The 16,361-nt window shown below is 46.5% G+C and carries 16 protein-coding genes, 2 tRNA genes and 1 pseudogene; 14 read left to right on the top strand and 5 right to left on the bottom strand.

Going from position 1 to position 16,361, the window contains the following annotated elements; translation table 11 throughout:
* Positions 1-2: 2 nt before the first annotated feature.
* From PJI16_05780 to PJI16_05755, 6 genes and pseudogenes are all read left to right on the top strand, one after another.
* Complete coding sequence (locus PJI16_05780) at positions 3-908, top strand: hypothetical protein (GenBank protein ID MDT3777065.1); 906 nt, start codon at positions 3-5, stop codon at positions 906-908.
* A gap of 148 nt (positions 909-1,056) precedes the next feature.
* Positions 1,057-1,132, top strand: a tRNA-Arg gene (locus PJI16_05775).
* 147 nt (positions 1,133-1,279) lie between these two features.
* Positions 1,280-1,355 (top strand) — tRNA-Lys (locus tag PJI16_05770).
* Positions 1,356-1,511: 156 nt separating this feature from the next.
* Entirely contained in the window at positions 1,512-1,844 is a 333-nt protein-coding gene (locus PJI16_05765; protein ID MDT3777064.1) for a hypothetical protein, read from the top strand.
* Positions 1,844-2,083, top strand: a complete 240-nt coding sequence (locus PJI16_05760) for a DUF4926 domain-containing protein (protein ID MDT3777063.1) — start codon at positions 1,844-1,846, stop codon at positions 2,081-2,083. Before PJI16_05765 ends, PJI16_05760 begins: the two co-directional genes overlap by 1 nt.
* Positions 2,084-2,329: 246 nt before the next feature.
* Positions 2,330-2,524 (top strand): annotated as a pseudogene (locus PJI16_05755) (hypothetical protein).
* A gap of 207 nt (positions 2,525-2,731) precedes the next feature.
* Here PJI16_05755 and PJI16_05750 read toward each other — a convergent pair.
* Complete coding sequence (locus tag PJI16_05750) at positions 2,732-5,071, bottom strand: arylsulfatase (GenBank protein MDT3777062.1); 2,340 nt, start codon at positions 5,069-5,071, stop codon at positions 2,732-2,734.
* A gap of 215 nt (positions 5,072-5,286) precedes the next feature.
* On the opposite strand from PJI16_05750, the gene PJI16_05745 reads away from it, so the two are divergent.
* The 6 genes from PJI16_05745 to PJI16_05720 all read left to right on the top strand — a co-directional run bounded on the left by PJI16_05745 (position 5,287) and on the right by PJI16_05720 (position 11,313).
* A complete protein-coding gene (locus PJI16_05745; protein MDT3777061.1) occupies positions 5,287-5,910 on the top strand; it encodes a thermonuclease family protein in 624 nt (207 codons plus the stop codon).
* On the top strand, positions 5,901-6,326 hold the full coding sequence (locus PJI16_05740; protein ID MDT3777060.1) for a hypothetical protein: 426 nt from the start codon (positions 5,901-5,903) through the stop codon (positions 6,324-6,326). The genes PJI16_05745 and PJI16_05740 overlap by 10 nt, the downstream gene beginning before the upstream one ends.
* A 243-nt stretch (positions 6,327-6,569) precedes the next feature.
* Complete coding sequence (locus PJI16_05735) at positions 6,570-7,238, top strand: hypothetical protein (GenBank protein MDT3777059.1); 669 nt, start codon at positions 6,570-6,572, stop codon at positions 7,236-7,238.
* A gap of 434 nt (positions 7,239-7,672) precedes the next feature.
* Positions 7,673-8,059 (top strand): hypothetical protein, encoded by a 387-nt coding sequence (locus PJI16_05730; protein MDT3777058.1) that lies wholly within the window; start codon positions 7,673-7,675, stop codon positions 8,057-8,059.
* 65 nt (positions 8,060-8,124) lie between these two features.
* A complete protein-coding gene (locus tag PJI16_05725) occupies positions 8,125-9,231 on the top strand; it encodes a hypothetical protein (protein ID MDT3777057.1) in 1,107 nt (368 codons plus the stop codon).
* 573 nt (positions 9,232-9,804) lie between these two features.
* A complete protein-coding gene (locus PJI16_05720; protein ID MDT3777056.1) occupies positions 9,805-11,313 on the top strand; it encodes a GGDEF domain-containing protein in 1,509 nt (502 codons plus the stop codon).
* A gap of 267 nt (positions 11,314-11,580) precedes the next feature.
* On the opposite strand, the gene PJI16_05715 is transcribed toward PJI16_05720, so the two are convergent.
* From PJI16_05715 to PJI16_05705, 3 genes are all read right to left on the bottom strand, one after another.
* Positions 11,581-12,219, bottom strand: a complete 639-nt coding sequence (locus PJI16_05715) for a hypothetical protein (protein MDT3777055.1) — start codon at positions 12,217-12,219, stop codon at positions 11,581-11,583.
* Positions 12,216-12,698: a hypothetical protein gene (locus tag PJI16_05710; protein MDT3777054.1), complete on the bottom strand. Its 483-nt coding sequence runs from the start codon at positions 12,696-12,698 to the stop codon at positions 12,216-12,218. The genes PJI16_05715 and PJI16_05710 overlap by 4 nt, the downstream gene beginning before the upstream one ends.
* Before the next feature lie 545 nt (positions 12,699-13,243).
* The gene (locus tag PJI16_05705) at positions 13,244-13,948 is read right to left on the bottom strand and encodes a hypothetical protein (GenBank protein ID MDT3777053.1); all 705 of its coding nucleotides are present in this window, start codon (positions 13,946-13,948) and stop codon (positions 13,244-13,246) included.
* A gap of 964 nt (positions 13,949-14,912) precedes the next feature.
* Here PJI16_05705 and PJI16_05700 point away from each other — a divergent pair.
* Entirely contained in the window at positions 14,913-15,212 is a 300-nt protein-coding gene (locus PJI16_05700; GenBank protein ID MDT3777052.1) for a hypothetical protein, read from the top strand.
* Positions 15,181-15,765: a hypothetical protein gene (locus tag PJI16_05695; protein MDT3777051.1), complete on the top strand. Its 585-nt coding sequence runs from the start codon at positions 15,181-15,183 to the stop codon at positions 15,763-15,765. The genes PJI16_05700 and PJI16_05695 overlap by 32 nt, the downstream gene beginning before the upstream one ends.
* A gap of 61 nt (positions 15,766-15,826) precedes the next feature.
* On the opposite strand, the gene PJI16_05690 is transcribed toward PJI16_05695, so the two are convergent.
* Entirely contained in the window at positions 15,827-16,084 is a 258-nt protein-coding gene (locus PJI16_05690) for a type II toxin-antitoxin system Phd/YefM family antitoxin (protein ID MDT3777050.1), read from the bottom strand.
* Positions 16,085-16,361 lie beyond the last annotated feature (277 nt).

Raw genomic sequence — 16,361 nt, 5'->3', positions numbered from 1 at the left:
CAGTGTCATATTTCGTTCGGATGGGCCTGGCCATTCTGGTCAGCCTGATAAGTGTGAACATGCCAAGCCAAGCCTGGTCCGCTGAGGACACCACCTCAAGTCGTCCCAACCCCCGGCATCCATGGCCTGCCCTTCTGCAGCAAGCCGATACCCTTGGGCTGCCAACGGGGTTCCTCAAACACATCGACCCCACATTTGTCACGGTACACTTCGAAGACCTCCGCACCTATGCAGCAGAATATCATCCACACGATCACACCATGATTCTCAACCTGCGTCTGTCCTTTAATGAAGCCGGGGGCGCGTTGGCCGATCTGGCCCGGATGACTCACCATGATGTGGCGCTGCTCTATCATGAACTCCTGCATGCCTATCTGGACTATCTCTACGCCACTGATCATGGACAAGCCCTGACTGCGGAAGACCAGCAGGTATTGGAGGCCGCCAACAACCAGATGGCCTGCCATTACCGGTTTGTCCGGATCAATCCTATTCGCCAGCTCAAAGGGGCCACCGAACTGCGATTTCTCTCGGATCAGGATACGTGGGAAGTCATGAACGAAACCTGGGCCGTCTTTGTCGGCTGGGTGTTATGGACCAAATTGGAACTTTTCCAGGATCACCTGACCACAAAAAACTGGACACCCGCACTCATCGACCAATGGACCCAACGATTAACGGATGCGGTGCAATCAGGAGAATTATTGGGCTATTATGAACCCGATGATCCGGAGGAACGCCAGATCGCGCGTAAACGCTTCATTGCTCCATCCAATGGCCTTACGCCACAAGATGTCGAACTGTTGTTAACCACGGTCTTAGGGGAATCACCCGAACTGGTCCAGGCCTCCACCGCGGTCTTTGAGCAGTACCAGGGCAGCATGGAACCGGCGCCCTCCTGCGAATAAATTCATGGCCTCCGGCAGGTAGACATCACCTAAACATCCATGCTAGCTTCAGAACTTTTCCGGGGCTGTTGTCCTCTGTTTTCCCTCTCTCCTGGCTGAGAGGCCACAAGAACTAGAGGCCGGTGTAATTGCCAATGAACACAATTTTGCGCCTGTAGCTCAGTGGATAGAGCACTTGCCTCCGGAGCAAGGGGCCACAGGTTCAAATCCTGTCAGGCGCACCATGCACATGAATTTTTGAGCGAATAAAGAGATACAAATGATCCCCCTCATTTGTAAGGAGGGGATAGGGGAGGGAGAATTCTCCGATATCCAGACGTGGTTCTGGAAAAACCGTAAAATACATTCCTAAAATTTTCTGCATCTCGGTGGGGCCGTTAGCTCAGTTGGTAGAGCAGCTGACTCTTAATCAGCGGGCCGTAGGTTCGACCCCTACACGGCCCACCATTATAATGTGAACGCCACCTTTCCCCGATACCATTCCTGTCCATAGGCAAGCCCCAAGGTCAAACTCACTAGAGGCATCGTTTCGGAAGGCAGACCTGGCCGTAACTATCCAAACCGTGCAGCAGACCGTGAACACACTGCCCGGCTGAATGCCCAATGAAACTCCCCGCAGACACAACCATCGCCGAGGACAAGCTGACGCATTACTTGCTTTTGCCGCAAGCACGAGGCGATAAATCGGCCTTTCTGGCAAGGGCAGGGTATAGGCTGGAAAACGCTGCAAAACTGCTACAGGATTTGCGTACACAGATTTTGCCGTGTGAAGCCATTGAGCTGGAATCTAACAAATTTGGCCGGTACCATGAGATTCGCGCCAGTCTCACCGGTCCAAATGGGGTGAAACTGGCTGTTTGCACGATCTGGATGACCGAAAACTTGTCGGGTGTCACAAAGTTTATTACACTCATACCAGACAAGCGGAGGAAATGATGAAATTTGAGCTGTACACTGATGTGGCGTTGACGTGTGACGTACCGGAGCACTGTCTCCGTCGCGGCGACATTGTCAAACTCGTGGAACACCATAATGCTCCAGACGGCACGGAGGGATACTCCATCGAGGTCTTCAACGCCGTTGGGAATACAATTGCCGTCACCACCGTCCCCGCTTCTGCCCTCGAAGCCCTCCGCGAAGACGAGGTGCTCTGCGCCCGTGCACTGGCTCGGTAGGCCTAGCTGGTATCACTAACATCAACTTTCACAGTATTGAATCAGAAGTTTAGCCTATCTTGCTTGCTCGACCAGAAGCATTTGCGGATCATCCGGCTCAGCTGCCCTGCCCAATTTCAACAACCCATCACATGTCGCCAAGGCCATCAAAACTTACCTAGCATTCTTTAATCAGATGCCTCGGTTCACTGCGGGCGGACATGTGGAGATAAGGAATCCCAGCCACAAAACAGGAAAGGGAAGGCTATGCGCAAGATATCTGGAAACGATGAGATGCGTGAAAAATATGATTTTCCAAAATTGAAGGGTGGCGTGAGAGGGAAGTATTACTCAAAGGCAAAAGCAGACACCAATCTCGTACTCATCGACCCCGATCTTGCAAAGGTCTTTTCCAACGACGAGTTCATTAACCGAGCGCTTCGACTATTACTTGAGGCTGCTAGCGATGCGACCAAACCATCTCACAGCTCGAAAAAAAGTTACCTAACCCCAAATCTGTTTCTGGAAATCGGGCGAGCCCCTTCCTCTGTATTAACGGCAGACTTAATAGTTGCTTGACCATAGGGGATCAGACAAGATTTTGACCACTTACGCTTGTGGCGATAAGAGCTAACGTCAATCATTCTGGGACCGAGGTAGAGTGATGAGTTAGTTCAATTCAATGGTCACTGCCGCCAATTGGCCCGTGAATTTGAAGGGTAACTCATATCCTTCTGTCAACGGCGTACCCGTGTCAAAACCAATGTCGAGCGTTTCGTCAAGAGTCACGCGGTTCGGAATGCTTTTCTCCACTCGGCCTTCCCCGATTGGGTTCCCGTTCGCATAAAGGGTCACGGTGGCTCCGGCAAACGGTTTGTCCGTGTCCGATTTATACACGGCTTTGAGCGTCACGTCTCCTACCGGAATGGGCTCCTTAGACATGATGGTATACCGTGCGACACCAACGAGGTTGTAGTGATAGATGAGGCGTTCCTTCTGCACATACAGCCCATACCCCCCAAAGCGACCTCCATGAGTGAAGAGCATGCCCTCAGCCTTACTCTCAGGGATTACCACCTTGGCGGTAATCGTATGATCCTTGTGCTTGAGATCAGGGGAGGCCCCCTCAGGAAGCCGAAGCAAGTTCGGATAGGTGAAAGAGGTACGACCTTCTGTGAGGCTTGGGCGGTTTGCCACATTCAACCGCTCGGTTTTCCGATCATCGAGAGGCAAAACGTTATATTTCGCAGCTTCGGCAAAGAAGAGTTTGACGAGGTTGTTGAGCTTCTCCGGATTCTTTTCTGCAAGATTCACGGCTTGGCTGAAGTCCTCCTCCACATGGTAGAGCTCCCAGGACATGTCCAGCAGGTCGGCAGGGGTGTTCTCGCTGAGCCAGGGTATCCCACGTATTGCACTGGCCATCCATCCGTCATGGTAAATGCCTTGGTTCCCGAGCATCTCGAAATACTGGGTAGTTCGCCGATCGGGAATATCCGGATTATCAAAGGTATAGGCCATGCTGATCCCCTCAATGGGCTTTTGGGCAACTCCATTGAATTGAGCCGGGGCTTGCACGCCAACGGCTTCCAGAATAGTCGGGGCGATATCGATGACATGGTGGAACTGATTTCGGATTTCCCCTCGCGCCTTGATGCGCTGCGGCCATGAAATGGCGAGGCCATTGCGCGTTCCACCAAAATGGCTGGCAATCTGCTTCGTCCACTGGAACGGCGTATCCATGGCCCAAGCCCAAGCCGCGGGAAAATGATTGTAATGTTTCTCTCCCCCTAGGGTGTCGAGGGAAGCGACCTTAGCCTCCAACGATTCGGGAAGCCCGTTAAAGAACGTCATTTCATTGAGCAGCCCATGTAAGCCTCCTTCGGCACTCGACCCGTTGTCCCCGGCCATGTAGATCACGAGGGTATTATCCAGTTGCCCCAAATTCTCGATCGCATCGATGAGCCGTCCTACCTCATGGTCGGTATGAGCGGTGAAGGCGGCAAAGACCTCCATCATCCTGGCATACACCCTCCGTTCATCTTCAGGCAATGAATCCCAGGCTGGTAACGAGGCAGGGCGCGGGGTGAGTTGTGCGTGTGCAGGAACAACCCCGAGGCGCTGTTGTCGCGCAAAGGTCTGCTCTCGATATTGGTCCCACCCCATGTCAAACTGTCCCTTGAATTTGGCGATCCATTCCTGTGGCACCTGGTGCGGAGCATGGGTGGCACCGGTGGAGAAGTACACAAAGAACGGTCGTTGGGGAGCCACGGCTTTAGTCGCCCGGATCATCCGGATGGCGTGGTCAGCCAGATCTGTCGTCAAGTGATACGGCGAGCCATCTTCATTGGTATCAGGGGGTTCAATACGTTTCTTATTTTCGACCAAGGCCGGATGAAATTGGTCGGTATCACCACCGACGAAGCCGTAAAAGTAATCAAACCCCAATCCACCCGCCCAACGATCGAAGGGCCCCACAAGGCTGGTCTCCCAGTCTGGAACATTGTGGTTTTTGCCAAACCAGGCATTGGCGTATCCGTACTCCCGAAGCACCTCCGCAAAGGTCGCGGCCGATGCCGGGATAATGCCGGTATACCCAGGGAAGCCAGTTCCGGCTTCGCCAATGACCCCCGTGCCCACGGAGTGGTGGTTGCGCCCCGTCAAGAGTGCTGCCCGAGTTGGGCTGCAGAGCGCCGTGGTGTGGAACCGGGTATAACGCAACCCATTATTGGCAATGCGGTCTAAGGTGGGAGTCGGAATGGCGCCACCGAAGGTGCCCATCTGCCCATAACCCACGTCATCAAGCAGAACAATGAGAATATTGGGTGGATCGGTCAAGCCAAACGTTTCAGGGACCTTCAGCCGAGGTTTGACAGGTTGGGAATCTTTGTACGTCAATCCAATCTTTCCCTCAAAGGGTCCTTCCGGTCGGGGAAGCACTTCCTGGGCGGAGACCGTTGCGTGGAAGAGTACAGTAAGTAAGATGAAAAGCAGCATCTGGATTTTTTTCATGAGAACTCTTCTCCTTATTACGACAACTGATCAATCGCAAAGCATGGGATCGTGAGGTATGGTGAGGAAACACCAGGGTAAATTAGGACATACCGTCAAGGGCAAAGTCTACCTTCAAGAGAATGGAAGAAATATACGCTTTTATCAAAAAAAGCGATATACCATCGCTTAGCCCGACTTTTCCCAAGAAATCAGAAGTGCTAGGATTTCTTACCATGATTCCCCGCGTTTTCCTACTCGTAATTGGTCTGTTTTCGCTGTGGGGCGAAGAATTGATTGCCCAGACCGAGGGTGTAGTCCTTGAGCGGCGATACTTTTATAAACAAGGGATTGTCGGTGTGTACGGTATCGACGGAGAGTTTAACCCGGGTCGCTATAAATGGTCGATTCTTACGCCTTCGCAGGACTCGCTCCCGGGACTTCCCGCTTATGTGGATCCCAATCGCATGCTCCCATTCCCGGAAGCCTCCCAACTGCCCGAGACATCCTCCTTTTCTCCACTGGTGTACCAGGGCTGCTCCGATAGTAACCAGTGCGAATTTTCTTTCCAACAGACGAACGTACCTGCTGCAAAACGCCTAGTCATCCGACTCGCAGGCATCCGAACTCCGCACATCAAGGCGTCCTGCGAACAGGAAACGTTGTTGGGCCGACAGGCTCAGCAACTCATCCATGGATTTCTTTCCTCCGCCGTTCACATTGAGCTCATTTCCTCCTCGATAGACCGTAGAGAAATCGTGGGACGGTTGATTGCTGATGACCAGGATCTTTCCGAGCTCTTGGTCAGCCAAGGACTTGCCATTCCCGTTAAAGAAGGAAAAAGGGACTGGTGCTCATAGAAACCGGAATCGATTCTGGTGAAGAGGAAAAAAGAAACGGTCCACGTTTTCGGAAACGCGCGAGTGCGCCACCTTGGTCGCAAGCGGTATGGTCCACTGAAGCCAAATTTGGCCTATCCCTTCTATTCATTCATCCGCATGGAAATACATGTGCTTTTGGTTTCCCTAGGCTGGATGAGCGTTTTGGCCTTAGCAACGTCCTCAGCAGCCTAGCCTACATTGATTCTTATCTTCCGGTCATGGTCATCACCGGCCTCACCGACCCTGATCAGAGACTAGGACAGATCGGCGCTCCTGCCTTCCTCCACAAGCCTGCCGATCGAGTAGAAGTTCCGGCGAATAAGGCGTTGAAATCTCATTTTCATCAGGCCGAGTATTTTCGATGGCATCCTGTCGATCTCTTCTGGGAGTGTTAAATAATAAAGATTTTCAAGGACAAATTTGCCCAGGAATAGATTACTCATCAAAGGCTCCGGGTCGGTTCAAAAAAGTCCGTCCAGCAAGGCCGCAGCCGTTTTTACGCGCGGAGCGTACGCTTAGTACGTGAGCACGGAAAAATGGCGAGAACGCCGCTGGCGGCTTTTTTCAACAGACCCCCTCTGCCCGGCTTGCCCTCAGGCACTTACATCTCTATCATTTTCCTTCCCATGGAATCTGAAGTGAATTGTTCTACATCCGATCATTCGCACACGTCTCCGCTTGGGGGGATTCTCTCGACTTTCCTTCCAGGACTTGGACAACTGGTCCGGGGGTATCCCATTCATATGATCTGGGTGCTGATGGTGGGAGGCCTGCTCGGTGTCGTCACCTGGGCTCTCGGAGCCGTCGGAGGACTGGGAGCGGGCTTGTTCTTTGGCATGTTGGTTATTTTGCCGTGGTGGTGTCTTCAAGCTTATCAAGCGTATCTTCCAACCCCACCAGGCCAATTGGACACGTTACGCCTTGCCTGGAAACGCGCTCACGACCTGCGGTTTCTTGGCGGGTTGTTTCTGTGGACAGCCCTCATGGACCTGTATATTATTTTGGTGAACCCTGAATACCACCTGTCCGTCTTTTGCACCAAACCGACAGGAATCTTAGGTCTGTTATTCAAAGCGCAATCCCCCGCACTTCATGTCGCCATAGGGTATGGCTTTCTCAAGCTGCGTCGTTGGGCCTTATTTGTCTTCCTGGCCTATGCCGGCTTTGGCATTCTCAATGCCACCACCAACTTTACATGCTTTGGATTCGGACGCATTCGCATCGCGTTCTTTATCTCACTCGTGGCTTTTACGGCATACGTCATCTGGCGGAGAGACTATTTGGATACACATTCCCAACGATCCTAGAAATGGGAGTTGGATCACAAAAGTCCGACCAAGCTCCTGGCTAAACTTTCGGCGTTTCTCCATGGCACGCTTCCTCGCCTCATATGGCGTTTTTCAGATGTGTCCACCAAATGGGGGATAGACCAGTACCTAGATAATTTTCGCCTAACTTTTTGTTATAAAACGGTATTTATTCATTTTGAGACAGTAAATAGGTAAGCCCTCATAAATTGCTGATCCTAAACGTGTCGCATGTATCATTCCTCCAATCCTGGAGTTAGCTAAATCATCCCGTATTGCTTTTATTTTTCAATTTGGGCAGCCTATGTGGATTCAATTACTAACGTTTTTGAGGTCCCCTTTAATGGCAGAACAAAAAAGGGTCACTTAAGTCGTTTAACAATATATTTTTATTAATAAAAGTTCTTCCAGAAGTTGTGATGAGGCAAGTAGATATGTATGCACCCAATCCAAGTCATCGAAATGGAAACAATAGAAAATCCCAATGGATTATTCCTCAAACTCAAGAGATTGATTGCTTTTCAAAAGCTGAAAGTAATGGCTGGCTTTATCAGCATGAGGGATGGGGATTGCACTGTCCAAATGGAGCACCAGTCTTTCTGGGACGGTTAGCACGCAGCCATAAAGAAACATTCATTGCAAAGTTTGTAAATTCTAGAAGCACAAGGCAGCAAGCTTTATGGCATGGCTACCCCGCCGACCACCAAAATAATGCTCAGGATATTCCAGAAACCGAAATTTTAAAAAAGTGGTTAATGCTAAATCTTTTAAAGGCAGCAAAAATTCGCAAAATTATAAAAGGACAACCATGCAGCCTCTGAAATTAATAATTCATGGAAGATTTTGGGATTCTTTCCTGTACTCGGGGAGGCTACATTTATTTGGAATGGATGGAGAGATCACAACAGTTAATTGGGATTCCGTAATAAGCAAATTCTCAATTTTTGATGAGCATAGACTACCGCTCACCTGTGCCTTCCTCCGTAGCGACTATTTATATGGAGCGGATCTTAAATTGTTATGTGGCGACAAAGAAATCAAAGAAATTGTGCAAAGAAAATTCAAAGACCTTTCTCAATTGCAATTAGAGATAACTCCCAAGAAACTCAGCAAAGACGTTATCGGACAGTTGGATAACAAATACCTCTTTCCGCATAGCGATGTTGAAATTTATAAAAAGGAACTCTATGTAGGCTCAAAAAGCGGCTTAATGCGGGGAAGCTGTAATAAAACTACAAAATATGGAGTTAGTGCCAGACCTGAGAAAGTATGGGATGGCTCGGTTCTTGGTATAGCAGCTAATTATTTATCTATTGCTCTTGCTGCCGGTAAGGAAGGGTTGTACGAAATGAAATTAGAAGATGGACTCATCCATAAACCAGCGCAGGTTGCTTCTAATTACTGTACAGACTGCAATTGGACTTACTACAGCATTTATGGGTCGTCAATTAAAACTGGCTTTCTAGCTTCATATAAAGAAGAAGAAAATCAGTATGGCAGAGAACGCAAATTCCAGGAGCTAATTTCAGCGAAAGATATTTTTGGAGCCAGCGGCTACTCTTGGGGGGTAAAAGATAAGCTTTGCCAAGCAAATGGAAACAAAATTAAGGTTGTCAAATATAACCCTTGGAAAGCGGATGAAAATTTAAAACTTCTAGGCTCTGTACCCTTTGAATCTTGGAAGGGCGAAATTATTTCTGCAAGTGTTGCTAGCTTTGGTGTAATTGTGGAGCTTGAAAATGCTCTAGTTGTATTTCCAAGTGAAGGAAAAACACGTACTTTGTCTGGTGAGCCTGTTAACTGGAGAATCTTTCCAAGATCAAAACACTATGAGAATCAGTTGCATATTATCTATGACGATAGGTTAGAAATTTTATCTTTCAATCACGACTATCTTGTTAGTCAGAAAGGGAAGCTCTTGGGGGTATACACCCAGGCGGACCAAGATATAGGGAAAAGGAGGAACGCTTTATATAACATACTTTCAAATTAATGGTTGTTTTTGCAAAGGTAGTTTTCAGCGTATTTCCGAAGCGCAGGCACTCAAAAAATTATGGTAATTACCCCTTTGCAGCACGTACTGAATATCCTATTGGTTTAGGTAAATGAGGGCAGTATATGCCCTTATATGTGCTTACTCATTGTAGGAAGATTGGAAATTTCTCTTCTGGGGTAGCAAAATTTTAGCAATGATTCAACTGGTGTCTTTTTGGATTAAAACGTTAACAATTTAGAAAATGTTTCAAAGCCGATAGATACTACAAGGATACTTTTAAAATCCCCAAGATTAACATTTTGAATTCCCAATTGATGGGGCGTAACCTCACCACCAAAGGACCGGTCGGTGAAAAGACCAATGGTTAACAAGAATTCGCTTCGACATACCCCCAATACAATGGCTTTAAAAGGGGAAGGCTTTTATAATGTCCAACCGATGTATGCTAAGGAACCGGTCCCTAAAACAAATCAATATTTATAACCATACATTGGACCGCATTAAGAGGAGCAGCGATCGCTTTGTTACCCAGTATTAGGAAAACAACTAAACAGGCACAAGGTAAAAATTTTGTTATCTCCTGATTTTAAAAGCCGCTTTGAGCAACTGATGAAAATATCCATTGAGGATATTGAGTCCGAAGCTAAAAAGGTTTTTTCCAACCGAAGTGCAGATTATGCAAAAAGAGGGCTAGTATCTCCTGAAAACCTCGTAGGATTACACCATGACACTACAAAATGGCGTCTTGGTCAGCAAATTAATAAAGGTGTGGAAAATCTAGAAAAGGTTTTTCGGGCTTTTCACTTATCTTATTCTGACAATTTAACTACAGAACTCAAGGCCTTACTTGAACCCTTTGTTTCAGATATTTGGTGCAAGCAACAAGTAGACAGGTATGGCCGAGGTAATGTTGAGGACCAAGGTCGCTATGACAATGATCTTTTCCAGGAACGAAAGGCTGCCTTATGGAGGGCCAATGCTCAAATAGACCTCTGGGTTGACGAAATCAGGAATAGCCCAAATGCTACTAGGCCGGCATCCAAGGAACTAGAACAAAAGTTTGGGATTTTGTTCAGTGCCCGGCAAGCCCAAACGGATTTTGACCAATGGACAACAGAGCTAAAGGGTTTACGTCGTTCCCTGGCTATCCTTTTTGTGGATATTGATAATTTCAAACTTCTAAACAAGCAATACACCGAATCTGTGGTTGATGAAACCATATTGCCTCAGGCTATGAATCTCCTTCGGGGATTAGCGTATGCAAGGGGAGAGGCCTACAGACAGGGAGGTGAGGAATTTTTAATCATTCTTCCCAACCTGAATAAGCAAGAAGCAACTTCCTTTGCTGAAAAAATTCGTTCAGAATTTGAAGGCACGGGCTTTCAAGTAAATGAAGACGTTAACCACCTAACTGTATCAATTGGTATTGCCCTCTGGCCTAAACACGGTTCAACTTACTCTTTAGTTTTGAAGAAGGCGAACCAGGCAGAAAAAATTGCAAAACAAATAAAAAATTCCTGGGAAATGGCCTCCGATGAAACAACAGATCAAATCAATCAAACTTTACGAGCATTTAGGCAACCTCTTAAAGAACTGCCGGCCGAAATCTTGACCACACTTATTAGAGAATGTCCAGACGGACTCGCCTCAAAGCGTTATAAAATCACGGAACTTAAGACCATTTTCCCAGAGCACTCCGAAGAAGCAATCCAAGATGCTTGCTATGATTTAGACCACCTCGGGTTACTTCAGATACAACCCCAATTAACTGGATGGGAGGTCCGACTTAAAGAGGCAGCCTATGAACAAGTTGATCATCAAATTATGCGGTGGAATCCAAAGGAAGATGCCTTAGAATTAGCAAAATTAATGATTGAAACAGAAGAGGGTTCTGCTCCAATCCTTCTGAAACAATTAGGATGGCCCAAACGTCGATTCAACCCGGCTCAGAGAATAATCATGGAAATTGTGCCTGAAGAATGTATTAGGCAAGCCAGTCAACCAAATTTTTCCACCATCGGCATTTTACTAACCCCACAAAGTCTTTTCGATATAAAACGGTTTATAAAAAACTCCTAGAATTAAAACCTCGGCTTAATTTTTATCACTAAGAACTCTCCTTGACTTGACCACCTGCCCAATTGTTATGGCTAAAAGGAAAGTGCGTTTGGTGCGTAATCTCCTAGAATGGAGAAAGGAGAGGAGGAAAAGCAGCAACAATGGGAACAGGAGTATCAACGTTCGGAACTAGCTCAGGAGGAAGATCAGTTCACGACGGTGATTAGCCAGGTATGCCAATTATGGGTGAGTACGCAACCAACTACTTTTTTCTAGGGGGTCTTTCCCTTACGCCGCGTTAATTTTATTGGTCCGTAAAATTTTACCTTTTGAGGTAATTGAAACATTATATTTTTGGCCATTTTCCTTTTCGGTTATTATTAAACTATAAATATTCTTTAAATTATTAAACTCTAGAGAAATCAGATCCCATTTTGTATTTTCTAAACCTGAAATATTTGGCATATCTTTTAAAACAATCTGAGCAATCTCTACAGCGCTACTTACTTGACTATTTTTGGCCATTAAAAACCCGTACCCAGCAATACCCGTCGTTGATATGACCAGAAAAATAAATGCTGTATTTGCCATGCGCGTAGCCCAAGCCCCCTTTTTTGTTTTCAAAAAACGAACAATTAAACCATGTGCTGCAACTCCGCATATAATTGAGGCAGCCCCACAAGCCCAGGAGCCCACAAGTATCCCTGAAGCCCACGAATCTAAATCTCCAATTAATTTTCCGGAAAATGTCACCGTTATCGCAAGAAGTGCACTCGAAAGTGTCACAACAGTCTTGGTAAACTCTTCCATAATGGACCATGGATTGGGGTCAGGATTCATACTCACAGCCTGCCCCACCATATCCTTAATAGCTTTTTGAATTTCCGCCTTATCTGTGGCATCCATAATTTTATTTTTAAATTTCACCTATTTTGATAAGGACCTAAGAGTCCTTCGTTACCTTTTGTTTTCTTACTACTAGCTTTTATAACCTGTATTTCAGGTATTAAAAGCTCCAGTCCACTCCCCCTCCTGGGTAAAACAGTACCGATGACATGAGGTAGGTTACCTTTAGCCATTTTTTTTGGAATAACACACATTTCTTGATTAAATGACTCCGAAAACCAATGGAGAAAGTCAAATGAAGTAACTTCCTTTTTTGATGACCTTTGTATAGCCACTACTTTAGAAAGAAATAGTGGAATGGCCGATATATATGATTCCACAAAATAATTTAATTCAGTTTTGCGAACTACCCAGGAAGGATGTGGGTCTACCTCAATTGCAATTAAAATAGTTGAAATAATCTTTGTAAGGTGAGGAGAAATTTTTGTTCCGCTATCCATGGAAAATTTTTTAAGAACAAGATGGACTTTGCCTGTTATTTCATCTTCTCTACTTGCCATGTTCACCTCCAGAATATTGATAGTTATTCCCGGAATATTTTCAAATTGAGTTCTCCCTATAGTTTAGTAAGCAATAATATTTGTATTGAAGCAAAAAAAACGAATAAATACAAAATATTTCAAAGAAATGTTTATTTGGCCACCTCCCCCACACTCACAGGCCCACGCTGTGGCCAAACCACCCAGTTTATAAACACCTACACACATCAACCTATACCCGCATAATTACAGGCAATTAAGTTCGCCATTGTGCCCAGATTTTGTAATCGTGATGGCTTTGGTACACGCGGGTGTGGGAGCAGCAGGGGTGGGATAGGGAACGAAACCTACAGTTTCTGTGGTTTCACATCCTTCCAAGTAGGGCATAGGTCGGCAAGGCAAATATAGCTCTCACGGCCTACACATTCCTGATGCTTTGGATTGGGAGAGGTTAACACCCCATTACGCAACGCATCAGCGGCAGACCGCAAGCGTACCGAGTGATTTGCCCGACTGCATGCACTTGTTGGGCGGAATCTCGCTCTACGCGACGAATCTTGCCGACGTCATCGGCCTTCGTCTTCCACGGCCACAGCGATCACGATGAGAACCGCATAGTCTTGCTTCTTGCAGCCCTCGACTGGAGGCATCGTCCCACCTGGAGTGACCGGAAACGCAGTCTGCTGCACGTTTGCCGGAGAACACGAATCATTACCGGTCGTCGGCGTATAGCGCGCGGATCGGCACCTCAGGTGCGTCACATCATAGAGCGTCGCCTGGTCATCGAGCTCCCAGCGCCTATTGCCATCATTGTCAGGCGGATGAATGGTCAGCACGGTCGTGACCTCGCGGTCACCCGTGACCAGGTATTTGCCGGGAGAGAGCGGAAATGTCGGCTGCTCCATGATGAGGCCGTGTTCTTCCAGCCACCAGTCGGTGTGGTCGAATTTCCAGCGTGCAGGGGCGACGCCACCCGCCTTCTCCAACTGCTCCAATCTGCTCAACTTCACTCCCCGAGGACCCGGATCCAGCGGCCAGAGACCCCACGACTCCGCCCCGCTCCCGGAGGTTGCCCTTGGAGCACCCAATGCGGCGATGTACTGCGTCGAAATGCGCTGAAACTTCGTCGGACCTCTGTCTGCGGCGTGAACCGATTGCCCCAAGCCGGCCATCAACACGAGCAATGCCGTTACAAGGCATGTGCGGCTCATCAGGAGCATCGTTCCACGAATTGGAAACAACAACGTACCTCCCTGTAAAACGGTTCGCACTCTGAATATCCTGAAATTTGAAATCATATTTTGCTTTTCCTCCTCTGGCAGGCAAGGAACTTTACGAATAGGGTAGGCTATACACCCTAACGCCAACTATAACCGCCTGACAAACTCGTGCAGCGAGTTTGTCAATCCGTGTTGATTTCGTTGTTTTGCACGTTGGGCGTTATTAGTCTTCCTGGCCTATGCCGGCTTTGGGATTCTCAATGCCACGACCAACTTCGCATGCTTTGGATTCGGACGCATTCGCACCGTGTTCTTACTTTCACTCCTGGCTTTTACGGAATATGTCATCTGGCGTAGAGACTGTTTGGGTTCACTTTCCCGATAATCGGAGAAATGGGAGTTTGCTGCCACAAGTTTACCGAAGCTCCTGGCTAGGCTTTCTGCGGTTCTCCATGTCACACCTCCTCACCTCGCATGGGGCTTTTCAGATGTGTCCACCGGAAGGGGGATAGACCAATTAATGGACTGACGCTTCATTTCTTCCCACCTTGGATAGAATTTCTGGTAAAATGCAAGACCCAATTGATTATAAAGTAAGGGACTCAAAAATTAGATTTTATTTATTCACTACACTTTTTAATTTTAAAATTTTCCTAAAAATTCATTCTTATTTTTTCCCAGTTATAAAGCCTTAACCTGTTTCAAATTCCGTAAAATTATCAGAATAAGCCGTGGAATTTATTTTCTTACAATCATAAATTTTTAGGAAAAATTGGAAGAATTAGCCATTGTCGTTGATAAAAAGTAGGCCAGAAATCATAAGCCGGAGATATTTCTTCCTCAAATCATAATCTATAAGAATTGCTGATAAATTATTATTGAATTTCTGCAATATCAGGCGGGACATTCAAAACGATGTCTCGTAAATATTTTACAGTTACTGAAAAACTGGATAGCGCAGTGAATTAGGAAGCATGAAGGATAGCCCAAACTATAAATAAAATTGGATATTTTGATGAAGAAGTCTGCCATTCAAACTGCGCTTGCTGACCTCGAAAGCGATTTAGAAAGTGCGCGCGCAGCGCTAAGTCAAATAGAAGGAGAAGATACGGGTCTCCGACCTTCGGGGAGATGTTTCGCCGATCCAGAAGATGCTTTGACTGCATATCTGAAAAGTGCCTATGAATTGATATTGGTTACACTTGAAGCCGCAAATCTTACTGAAACTCGGAGTTGCCTTCTTGAAAAGTGGCGGAAGTTAAAACAAAGTAAAGGTGGGATCGGTGCTACAAATCATAATCCCCTTTATGTATGATTCCTTAGAGTGTGAAGCCTTTGACTGTATATCTGGAATGATTAGAAATCTTCGAGTTTTATCGGGTGAAGCCATTAATAACTCGGATTCATATGAGCTTTCCAAGTTAGAAGCGATACTTCGTAATACGCCAGTGCTTGTCTTTAGGAGGGGAGTTAACCCAACTGGGGAAATGGATATACAGAGGGTAATGCATGACTATTTACAGGCTTTTTTTACGGAATACAAACACCCAATCACAATACCTGGAATTATTAAAGACTTTAAACCAGATGGTGGAATTAGAAATCTAAAGGCCGCAATTGAATTTAAATATGCGGGCACTGAGGAGGAGGTTAAAAAAAGTCTTAGTGGTATTTTTGAGGATGCAAGTGGTTATTCAGGTTCATTTGATTGGACTCGCTTTTATTCAATTATCTATCAGACAAAACATTTTGAAACCGAGGATCGGATCAGGTCTGAGATGACACGAGCTGGATTGATTACATGGAGATCTTTTCTTGTTACTGGTGGTGATCCTCATAAGCCTAAAAAAAAGCGTTCATTAGGTTGAGGATTACATTGATTTGTAATCTATGAAAGATGTGAACATAACCACCATTAAGCCTCAATGGTCAGCCGGCCAATTCCTTACGCAATGTCGCCATAGAGACACTACCGTTGTTCTTGAGATAGTCTTTCCAGCGTTTTTCGATTTTTTGCTTGAATTTGGGATCATGTTCCAGAAGATAATCCTCCAGTTTATCATCTCCAAGATGGTGGAGAATGGCAGTAGGTCGCCCATTTTTGGTGATCACGACATCCTCGTGCACAGCTTCCTTCAAAAACTGTGAAAAGTTATCTTTCACTTCCTTCACACTGGCTATCTTCACACTTCCCTCTCCATTGTTGTGGCTATAATAATAGCCACAACAATGCTTTCAGTCCATGCCCTTTAGTAGAGCTGTGCAGATCCTTCCCCCAGAGCAGCATAAGGGATGTAATGTGGAGATGAAGTTGCGCCCTTCCTTCTCTTGGGCTTTCTGTGTATTCAGAAGTTCTCGAACATAGAACTTGGGACCTTGGCGACATCGGACGGTAACGGGCTTGAAAGTGCTGGCGATGATATAAGGAAGGACAAATGAAGATATTGCGGGAGACAAGTTAGCC

This window comes from Nitrospira sp. MA-1 (assembly GCA_032139905.1).
GTDB lineage: Bacteria > Nitrospirota > Nitrospiria > Nitrospirales > UBA8639 > Nitrospira_E.
The sequence above is the reverse complement of the archived record's forward strand: the minus strand, read 5'-3'. Positions and strand labels throughout refer to the sequence as shown.